A 10580-nucleotide genomic window follows, 5' to 3' on the forward strand; every position below is an offset into this window, starting at 1 on the left:
TATTCTTCGATTAAAACACGTTCCCGTGGTAAAATGTGTGTATAGCTCATCGGGAGCACTCCTTTATTAGTTGATTGGCGTTAACTAATGTGTACCCGATTGAGCTATTTTTATTTATCTAGCGTTCGACTTAATATGATAATCTACAATTTTAAAAGATGGAGAACAGTGGCAAATACATTATTAATACAATTACTTGTAATGTATCCAGTATTTAACCAAATAAAAATTCAGTCTTAAGTGAAATGAAATCACGTATGTGACTGAAAAAGTATTCACTAAATCATGATGAAGTCTGATCAATAATTCGTTAAGTTGACGCGCATGGTTCCCCCATTTTCGCTGCAATCCTATAGTGAGAATATAATTAGTTTAAAATTTCAGTATAAATTTCAAGAGATCTAGTAACACTTTTAATTTTATTTTAGTTTAAAAGCAAATGTTAAGTGTCGGCCGAATACCACACCACTAACTTCAGAAAACTACACGAGTGAAGCGGAGTGTAAGGCGGCGACTCCGGGAGGGTCAGCGGGACAGGTGAAACACCCAGCGAGCGTAGCGAGGGGTGTGGTTCACCGCCCGCCCTCCGGAACGCGTCCGCCTGGAACGCAGTGAAACGGTATCCTTCCGTTCTTCTTTCTTTATTCCCACTTTTCTCGTTCAAACGACAGATAGTAATCTAATGGTCGGTTTGGTAGACTATATAGTGATATAGAAAAGAAAAGGTGGAGTTGCGTTATCAATAAAAGTAGTTTGCTGTCACGTACGAAACGGAAAGTTGCTATCACTGCGATGTCAGCAGCGATGTTGCTATCCTTGCCGTTAGGTGCATCAGCCAGCACAAAAACTGTCGCTAGTTACCCAGTTTCCTCGGGCGTTACTTATTCCCACTATACATACTCAGCAAGCAGCCATATCAATCACCTTTCAATCAACCTAAGTGATCCTTACACAAAGTTGAAAATGGGTGTGCCTTCGCCTATAGCGAAAACAGCTCCTACGTTGACACTCGCAAACCGCGATTCTACAGAAGGACATCGGGTCGTAGGCGCAGTCAATGCATCTTTCTTTGACATGAATACAGGAATGCCGATGTATCTACTTTCGGAAGGAAATGAAATCGTCAATGGTGGTGTAATCTCTAGTTCTAACTCTTACTATGTAAGTCAGCCCATCGCATTTGGTGTAACGAGTAATGGACTTGCAGAAATCGATAACTTTAATCTAGCCATTGAAGTAGGGACAAAAGGTAATGTCTATCAAATGACAGGTATCAATCGTGAACGTCAAGCAGATGAGACAATTATCTTTACGCCACAGTATGGTAAGAAAAGTACAGGTTCCAATGAATACGGGATTGAAATCGTCGTGGAAACGAATGCACCTGTAACGTCTACTCATTACGGCCAACAGCTTCAAGGAAAAGTCGTTAAAGTACGAGACTATGGAGATAAGCAAGCAGTAGAGATACCTACAAATGGTTTTGTTTTATCAGTCCACGGGAAGAAAGGTTTGGATCGCTTCAAATCTCTTACTGCTGGAGATGATGTGTCTTTAACATTATCGATTGATGATAAATGGAAAGACTCGGAGTTTATGATGGCTAGCGGTCCGATGCTTGTAAAAGATGGCAAGCAACATATTACGATGGACACAACTAACTGGCGGGCAACTGCTCGAACAGCAAGAACCGCTATAGCGATTAGTAAAGATAAGAAGCAAGTACATTTAGTAACAGTCGATTCACGTTCAGGTTATAGCAATGGTATGACGCTTACCCAATTTGCTAACTATTTAGTATCCCAAGGGTATGACCGTGCATTGAACTTTGATGGTGGCGGTTCTACTACGATGGGAATTCGAAACTATGGTAGTAATACAGTAACGTTGGCGAATCGAACAACGAATGCTAGTCAACGAAGTGTCTCGGCCATAGTAGAAGCTATCAGCACTGCACCGACTGGGGAACCAGCGATAGTCAATGTATCCCGTCCACAAGTGGGCGAGATGCTAGTAGGAGCAACCGCTGATTTAAAAATTAATTACGTACTGGATGCTTATTACAATCCAATCGCTCCTAATTCATCTCAGTTAGTCACTACATCTGCACAAGGAACAGTTGAAGGTACTGGTCTAACGTTTAAAGCGGTTAAAGCAGGGAGCGACCGTATGAAAGTAAACTATGGACATGCCGAGCAATCATTCCCGGTAACAGTAGTAGATCAGCCAGCGAAGTTAGTAGTTAAATCGTCAGCGACTCATGTGATGCCTGGAGAAAGAATTACATTCACAGCTACTCCTGAAGATTCAACAGGTAAACCAATCATTTACCAACCAAGTCAGTTACTTTGGAGTGTAGTAGACGAAAAGGTTGGTTCAATCACTTCAAATGGCACATTTACAGCTAGCAACCCTGGAATAACAGAAGTTCATGCCACACTAGGAACAAAAGTAATTGCGGTACCAATTGAAGTAAAGTCAATAGAGACGCCTACTCCGACACCGCCAACAGGTGGAGATGTCGGTCAGATTACGGACTTGTTCAAAGATGTACCTTTATCGTATCCGTACGCTACTGAAATTTACTTCTTACGTGACAAACAAGTGATTACGGGGGATATTGATGGGAACTTCAATCCGAGAAATACATTATCCAGAGAACACGCTGCAGTCATTTTAAGTCGTGCATTTAATCTGCCGCCTGTGGAAGAAGCTCGACTAGGTTTCAGTGATGTACCTAAATCGCATCGTTACTATAATGAAATTAGTGCGATTGCCAATGCAAATATCGTAGGGGGCTATTCCGATGGGACATTTAACCCGAAAGGACAGTTAACTCGTTCACAAATGGCGATGATTTTAGTGAAAGCTTATGAACTTGAAGGAGAATCGGACGTTAAATTCAAAGATGTCTCTCCGCAGCATGGCGCATATAAGCAAATTCATATTTTGGCAAACTACGGAATTACGACAGGAAATGAAAAGGGCGAGTTTATGCCTAGTATTCCAGTAAATCGTGCACAATTTAGTGCGTTTCTCTATAGAAGCATGCGCTTGTAAGCAGTAGATGAAGGAGGCTCTCAAATCAAACATATATGATTTGGGAGCCTCCTTTCGTTTACATACAATAAAAAAGGTCAGTCTGCTATACTTATAGCAAATGATTTGAAAAGGATGTATGACAGTGAGAATAGGGATTGTAGGAAACTATGGGAATGACAATAACGGTGATGAAGCTATTTTACTGAGTATCATTTCGCAAGTGACTTCGGTGTTCCAAGTTCCAAGTGATGCGATCACGGTATTTAGTAATAATCCAAAGCAAACCGCACAACGCTATCAAGTGATGAGTGCACCTTTGTATTATAAAAAAGGAAATGCAGTTAAAACGTTCGGAGCGACATATTTGCAAAATAAAAAGATCGTTAAAACATTCGACCTGTTGATCATAGGCGGTGGCGGGATTTTGATGGACTTATATAAACGTGAAGCACCCCTATATGGATCGTATGCAATGATGGCCAAAAATTCAGGTGTACCTTATGTGATCTATGGTTGTGGAGCTGGTCCACTAAACAGTGATGTAGGAAAATGGTTTATTCGTTATATGAGTAAGCATGCACATAGTATTTCTGTGCGTGATCCGGAATCAGCGGAACTATTGAAATCTGTAGGCGTACGAAAGTCTATTGAGGTAATGGGAGATCCTGCATTTTCATTGAAAAAGGAACGTAGAACTACAGCAGACCGTCCATTGAAAATAGGTGTAACAGCGGTACCTTATTATCATGGAGGGTATTGGCCGGAAAGCAAGGAAGAAATTTATCAGCTTTATATAGAAGGAATGGCAAAAAATCTGGATGCATTGGCAGCTAAACAACCTGTTGAGATCACTTTTTTTGCGACGAAGTTTCCGCAAGATGCAGATGTAACGAAAGATATTCAAAAGTTAATGAAAGAGTCTGCTAGTACAACTGTTATCGATCGCAATTTAGTGCCCGAAGACTTACTAGAGATAACTGCTTCTCAAGATCTAGTGATTGGCACACGATTACACTCATTGATTTTAGCTACTTGTACCGCAACTCCTGTCATCGCAGTTTGTTATCACCATAAAGTGACCGACTTTATGAAGCTTGCTAATTTGGAACATGTATCGATACCTATTGATGAAATGCATGAATCAGCAGATCACTTTTCAAAAGCGTATGATTCATTAACAGCGGATTGGGAAAGTACATGTGCGCAAACTGAAAAACTTTCATCTACATTATATGATGCAGCTATGAAAGGGACTCGTCAGTTTACGGAAGCTATAAAAAAACGCGTGTGAGACATTGTCTCACACGCGTTTTGTCATTTAAAAGCCTAATAATGAGCGCACATCATTTAGATACGTTTGGCTAACAGGTAATTCTGTACCGTCTACTAGTGTAATTACTAGGTTGGATGAAAAGTCCCGTGAAATCTTTTCAATACAATTCATATTAATAATGTATGAACGATGTATACGTAAGAAGAATCTTGGCAAACGAAGATGTAAGTCTTTTAATGTGAAGCTAATGTTATAGTGTTCTCCTGCAGTATAAAACCATGTTTTCTTATGTAGGCTTTCTACATATGTTACTTGTTCTACCGGTACAGGAAACCATTCATCCTCTTTTTTACCTGTGAGGAATTGAAGTTGATCTCTTTTTAGCACGTGAAAGTTCGGTGGTAAGATGATGATCAAAGCCCCTGGCTCGTCATTTACGTCTATGGGATAACCAATTCCAAAGTAAGACATGCCATACAACGTATTATCCATTACTACTTCAACTTTACGCCGCTCCTTAATTGTAACTTCTGCAATGCTTCCCGTTTGGATATCTTGACCTTCCTTTAAATGAATATCATGCATCCCTGGATTGTAATAAATATAGTGGTGTGCAATTGCAATGGCGATGGAAGCATCTTTAGGAACCCAATCTTCTAGAATCGTAGCATATTGATTAAGAACTTTTTTTGGAATATCATTTGTTTCCATGTTTTCACATAATCTCCTCTGTATGTAGTTAAATCCCAATCATCGACCTTTCGTCCATTCTATCATTCTTTCATCCTCTATAAAAGCCTTTTTGTCGAAATGAACTGACAATTCTGATGTACTGTTATATAGTAATACCTAACGAAGATAACTGTTATGAAACAGACTGTAACAGTTAGCCGTTGAAAAATTGGGAAGGTGTGAAGATAATGTCAACGAGACAAGAACAAATTGCACAACTGGAAAAAAGCTGGGCTGAGGATAGTCGTTGGAAAGGAATCAAACGTAACTACACTGCAGAAGATGTTGTTAAACTACGAGGTTCACTTCTAATTCAAAATACACTAGCTGAAAAAGGTGCTGCTCGCCTTTGGAAATCTCTTCATGAAGAAGATTTCATCAATGCACTAGGTGCACTAACAGGTAACCAAGCAGTTCAACAAGTTAAAGCTGGTCTACAAGCAATCTACCTAAGCGGTTGGCAAGTTGCTGCTGATGCAAACCTTGCAGGACAAATGTATCCTGACCAAAGTTTATATCCGGCAAACTCTGTACCTGCAGTTGTTAAGCGCATCAACCAAGCACTTCAACGTGCTGACCAAATCGACCATGCAGAAGGCCGTGAAGATGGATTTGACTGGTTTGCTCCAATCGTTGCGGACATGGAAGCTGGTTTCGGTGGTCCATTGAACGTGTTTGAATTGATGAAAGGCATGATTGAAGCTGGTGCAGCTGGTGTTCACTTGGAAGACCAATTAGCATCTGAAAAGAAATGTGGACACTTGGGTGGTAAAGTACTTCTTCCAACTCAAAACGCAATCCGCAACCTAACTGCTGCACGTCTAGCTGCTGACGTTCTAGGCGTTGACACAGTAATCATCGCTCGTACAGACGCTGATGCTGCTGATATGGTTACTAGCGACATTGATCCAGTAGATGCAGAATTCCTAACAGGAGAGCGTACACCTGAAGGATTCTTCAAATCTAAGCCAGGTATCAAACAAGCAATCGCACGTGGACTTGCTTATGCTGAATACGCTGACCTAGTATGGTGTGAAACTTCTCACCCATCACTTGAAGAAGCTCAAGAATTCGCTGATGCAATTCACGCGAAGTATCCTGAAAAAATGCTTGCATACAACTGTTCACCATCATTCAACTGGAAAGCTAACTTGGATGAAGCTACAATCGAGAAGTACCAAGTTGAGCTTGGTAAAATGGGCTACAAGTTCCAGTTCGTAACACTTGCTGGTTTCCACACATTGAATCACAGCATGTTCGAATTGGCTCACGGCTACAAGACTCGCGGAATGGGCGCTTACTCAGAGCTTCAGCAAGCTGAGTTCGATAACGAAGTTAAAGGATATACTGCTACTCGTCACCAACGTGAAGTTGGAACAGGTTACTTCGACGAAGTTGCACAAGTTATCTCTGAAGGTCAATCTTCAACAACTGCTATGTCTGGTTCAACTGAAACAGCGCAGTTCTAATAGTAGTTTTATAGCTTTACCGAATGTGACTTTGGGGAGAAAGTCTCGTTCGTTTAAACAAAGGGGTATTATATGATAACGGGGTCACCACATCTTCCAGTAGATGTGGTGAAATATAGAAGGAAATTGGATGAAAGTCCAATTTCCTTTTTTATTTATTTGAAAATTCACCCTAATTTGTCTACTATTGTAGATATGTAGAAAAATTAGAGGAGGAACGAAATGATGAGAAATGAAGAAATATTATTAATTCCAGGACCAACTCCTGTAGTAGATTCCATCTATGATGCAATGTCGGGCGAAACACGATCTCACACAGATCCGCGTTTTGTAAAAATCTATAAACATACAATTGATCAGACGAGAGAAATTTTCAATACAGACGGGGAAGTTTTTGTCGTGGCGGGTTCAGGTACAATCGCTATGGAAATGGCTATTGTTAACACGATTGCAGAAGGAGAGAAGCTTCTCATCGTAAGTCATGGCTATTTTGGCGATCGTTTCATCAAGTTAGGACAAGCGTTTGGAATTCAAGTAGACGTACTACAAGCCGAATGGGGCCAACAAGTATCCCCTGAAGACCTCGACAACAAACTTTCAGAAGGAAATTATAAAGCGGTTACAGTAACGCATGCAGATACATCTACAGGTGTTGCGACTGACTTGGATGCGATTGTACCGGTTATCAAGAAGCATGGTGCATTAGTGATTGTCGATGGTGTCTGTGCGTCTACAGCAATGGATGAAGATATGAGCAAGGAATATGGTGGAGAAGGCAATACACTCGACATCGTTTTGACAGGTTCCCAAAAAGCGATTGGTGTGCCTCCGGGTCTAGCGCTTGTAGCATTCAATCAAAAAGCGCTTGACGCACGTGCGGCAATGGAAAGAGTACAAGCCTATTACTGTGATATTTATAACTGGATTCCAGTCATGCATGATCCATCAAAATACTTTGCGACGCCTGCAGTGAACTTGATCTATGCTTTAGAAGAGGGACTGCGTATCGTTTTAGAAGAAGGAATGGAAAAACGTATCGCAAGACATAAAGCATTTGGACGAGCTGTACGTCAAAGCTTGGCTGTTTACGGCATGAAAGCTTTAGCATCAGAAGAAGTAGCAGCGCCTACATTAAGCTGTATTTTATATCCAGACGGTGTGGATGATGCAAAGTTCCGTGCTGCAATGGCAAACAAAGGAACAATCTTGTCTGGTTCATTAGCACATTTGGCTGGCAAAGCGTTTCGCATCGGACATATGGGGAACTCTACAGCAGACATGCTCGAGAAAGCGGTCATACAAATTGGTGAAACTCTACATGAAATGGGTTATCAAGTGGAAATTTCCAAAGCGCAAGAAGTATTTTCAAATGAAATTAAACAAGTAACCGTATAATTTAAAAGCCGCTGCGAGAAGAAAAATTCTCGTAGCGGCTTTTTGGTTAGTCTGCTTTCTTTACTTGTTTCGTATTATAGATGAAGTTAGAGAGTAGTTTAGCCGTCTGTTGACGAGTAGTGGAAGCAGTTGGCATATATCGACCTTTGTCTCCGTCGGCTATATCTAATTCTGCCATCATTGCAATTGCGTCTTTTGCTTCTTTTCCATAGTTCCCTAAATCTTCGAATGGATTAGCTACAGAAGGAGTGTACGGTTTACCTGTATAGTTTTCGTATGCACGCTTGATCATTTGTGCAAATTGAGCGCGTGAAACAGGTGCGTTAGGCTTGAATTGATCACCATATCCTTTAATGATTTCATGTGCATAGGCTGCTGCGATTTCGTTTTGTGTATCTACTGCATAGTCTTTTAAGTCCTTGAAAGGAGTAGTTGCTGTAGCGTCAATTGGTAATTCTAATGCTCTGACTAAAAATGAAGTCGCTTGTGCTCTAGTCAGCTGATTACTAGGTTTGAATGTATTAGTCGCTGTGCTAAGTAGATCACGGTAATACAAATCAGAAATGTACGGATATGCCCAACTTTGTTCCTTCACATCAGTAAAAGGAACTTTCGCCATGATACGGCCTTCAATCCCTTTATCAATTGTCTTCAAAGATTTTAAGTGATCCGCAAAGTTTTCCCAGTCAGAGAAACCAGGTTCACTGACACGACCCTCTTCATATGCCTTACCTAATGCTTCAAAGCCATCGCCTCCACGTGCCGTAAAGACGTTAGTGGCGGCTTTGTACATTTTCGTATCTACTACTTCTTTGCCTGCTACTTCGAGTGAAACGATTCGACTACCTACTGGTTTGGAAGGATCGAAGAGGAATTTCATACCTGCAACGTGTAAGAAACCACCTGATTCATTCGGGTACTCTTTTACAGAGTGCTCGAATGTGGACCGCAATTCGGCACCAGTAAGCTCAATGATTGCTAAAGGATTACCGAATGGCAACACAGTTAACACTTCACCGTATGTCACTTCACCTTTATTGATAGAAGAACGGATTCCACCACCGTTTTGGAAAGCAATCGTAACTTCGGAATCGATTTCTTTCGCTTTTTCCAACATACCGTCCGTAATTAAGTTTCCAAGATTCGTTTCACCTGCACGAACACCACCTAAATTACGTAAACCATTTAAGAAAACCTTTGAAGTGGCTCCAACTGGACTTGCCATACGTGCTTGTACTTGCTTTGTATAAGGAGCTAGAATTTCAGCGGCGCCTTCATCACGTGCAGCGCCTTCTCCACCGATTTCATGGAGCTTTCCGTCAAAGTTTGTAATAACGCCATTCGCATCAAATTCTACGTCTAGTTGGCCGAGAAATTTATTGTATTCATTAGCTTGTACAATCAAGACAGGATCTGTGTCTCCATTTATTACATGAGGAGAGGGTAGCTTAGAATGTGTATGTCCACCGACAATGATATCGATTTCCGGTACGGCTATCGCTAATTCTTGATCATTATCGATTGCTTTATTATCGTCGAAACCAATATGTGTAACCGCAATGATTTTGTTAATGCCTGCTTCTTTAAACGAAGAAACGGTTGCTTTTGCTTCTGTAATATAATTAGTGAAAGTTACTTTGTCGGGACTAGAAATAGCAGCAGATTCTTCAGTCGTCAAACCAAAAATTCCGATTTTTTCTCCATTCACTTCTTTAATGATTCCGTTATAAATATGACCATTTTCAGGAGCGCCTGTAGTAGCTTTCGTTTGCAATCCATCAAATAGTGAGTCTTTTGAGAAATCGACATTTGCAGAAACGATAGGGAAGTTGGCCGCTTTGACCATTTTCGCAAGAGAGGCATGCCCATTTTCTGAACGTCCGAGATCGAATTCATGATTACCAAATGTCATGGCATCATAGCCATAATAGTTCATGAGTTTCATATCTATTTCGCCTTCGAATTCATTGAAGTACAACGTGCCAGAGAATACATCTCCCGCGTCTAGTAATAGATTGGCAGGATGATCTTTCTTTAGCTGTTTCACAAGTGCCGCTTTTTCAGGTGCATTTTCAACATGTGCATGTGTGTCATTCGTATGAAAGACGGTTAAAGAAAAGTTCTCACTTGCTGTCGTTTCTGCTGATGCGATAGTTGGTGTGATCGATGCTGCCGAGAGTAGTAGAGCAGATGCTGCACTCCATTTGATAAAGTTCTTCGTCATGTCGCATTACCACCTTTTCTTTTTTTGGAAAATACTAAAGGTTACAATAAACACTCATAGTTTACCATTAAGGTAGAAAGAGAGCAACGTGAAGTAAGTAAGAGATTTAGGCAACTTCTAGACACTTTTTTATGCTTCTGTATGTAGAAATGTAATTCGTCACTGAACCCACTTCGGCGCTGGCGGATGGCTCCCGCAATGAGCCAGAAAGGAAGATCGCCTTTCTGTCTCATCGCTCCGCCTACCGCTTGTAAGGCGCCTGCGTTTAGTTAGGAAAATAAATAGCATAGTACATTTAAGTTGAAAGGTTTAATTCGGTAAGTGCCAAAGCCCACTAAAACTACACTGTACTCACCAGCGAAGGCACAACTGCGGGGTCGGCCGAAGCCATGAGACAGCTAGCGTTCTTTGCTAGTTGGCTCATGGCGGGAGGCAATCCCCCACG

The 10580-nt window shown here is 41.1% G+C and carries 7 protein-coding genes; 4 read left to right on the top strand and 3 right to left on the bottom strand.

Features of this window, described 5'->3' with window-relative positions:
- Nucleotides 1–753 precede the first annotated feature (753 nt).
- Both ORD22_RS14915 and ORD22_RS14920 read left to right on the top strand, forming a co-directional pair.
- Entirely contained in the window at nt 754–3060 is a 2307-nt protein-coding gene (locus ORD22_RS14915) for an S-layer homology domain-containing protein (RefSeq protein ID WP_317646942.1), read from the top strand.
- A gap of 118 nt (nt 3061–3178) precedes the next feature.
- Nucleotides 3179–4333, top strand: a complete 1155-nt coding sequence (locus ORD22_RS14920) for a polysaccharide pyruvyl transferase family protein (protein WP_317646943.1) — start codon at nt 3179–3181, stop codon at nt 4331–4333.
- Nucleotides 4334–4360: 27 nt separating this feature from the next.
- Here ORD22_RS14920 and ORD22_RS14925 read toward each other — a convergent pair whose 3' ends face one another.
- Nucleotides 4361–5026, bottom strand: a complete 666-nt coding sequence (locus tag ORD22_RS14925) for a LytTR family DNA-binding domain-containing protein (protein WP_317646944.1) — start codon at nt 5024–5026, stop codon at nt 4361–4363.
- Nucleotides 5027–5235: 209 nt separating this feature from the next.
- Here ORD22_RS14925 and aceA point away from each other — a divergent pair, with 209 nt between their 5' ends.
- Both aceA and ORD22_RS14935 read left to right on the top strand, forming a co-directional pair.
- Entirely contained in the window at nt 5236–6516 is a 1281-nt protein-coding gene (gene aceA / locus ORD22_RS14930) for an isocitrate lyase (RefSeq protein ID WP_317646945.1), read from the top strand.
- Between the two features lie 225 nt (nt 6517–6741).
- On the top strand, nt 6742–7911 hold the full coding sequence (locus ORD22_RS14935) for a pyridoxal-phosphate-dependent aminotransferase family protein (RefSeq protein WP_317646948.1): 1170 nt from the start codon (nt 6742–6744) through the stop codon (nt 7909–7911).
- A gap of 46 nt (nt 7912–7957) precedes the next feature.
- Here the strand turns inward: ORD22_RS14935 and ORD22_RS14940 are convergent, their stop codons facing one another.
- Nucleotides 7958–10135, bottom strand: coding sequence for a 5'-nucleotidase C-terminal domain-containing protein (locus tag ORD22_RS14940; RefSeq protein WP_317646946.1), 2178 nt, complete (start codon nt 10133–10135; stop codon nt 7958–7960).
- 41 nt (nt 10136–10176) lie between these two features.
- Complete coding sequence (locus tag ORD22_RS14945) at nt 10177–10368, bottom strand: hypothetical protein (protein ID WP_317646947.1); 192 nt, start codon at nt 10366–10368, stop codon at nt 10177–10179.
- Between the last annotated feature and the right edge of the window lie 212 nt (nt 10369–10580).

The sequence above is a fragment of the Sporosarcina sp. GW1-11 genome, assembly GCF_033088395.1.
Lineage (GTDB): Bacteria > Bacillota > Bacilli > Bacillales_A > Planococcaceae > Sporosarcina.

Excerpts from the sequence above, each read along its gene's own strand:
- ORD22_RS14925 (WP_317646944.1), bottom strand. The coding sequence starts at position 5,026 with ATGGAAACAAATGATATTCCAAAAAAAGTTCTTAATCAATATGCTACG.
- ORD22_RS14940 (WP_317646946.1), bottom strand. The coding sequence starts at position 10,135 with ATGACGAAGAACTTTATCAAATGGAGTGCAGCATCTGCTCTACTACTC.
- ORD22_RS14945 (WP_317646947.1), bottom strand. The coding sequence starts at position 10,368 with ATGAGACAGAAAGGCGATCTTCCTTTCTGGCTCATTGCGGGAGCCATC.
- aceA (WP_317646945.1), top strand. The coding sequence starts at position 5,236 with ATGTCAACGAGACAAGAACAAATTGCACAACTGGAAAAAAGCTGGGCT.
- ORD22_RS14920 (WP_317646943.1), top strand. The coding sequence starts at position 3,179 with ATGACAGTGAGAATAGGGATTGTAGGAAACTATGGGAATGACAATAAC.
- ORD22_RS14935 (WP_317646948.1), top strand. The coding sequence starts at position 6,742 with ATGAGAAATGAAGAAATATTATTAATTCCAGGACCAACTCCTGTAGTA.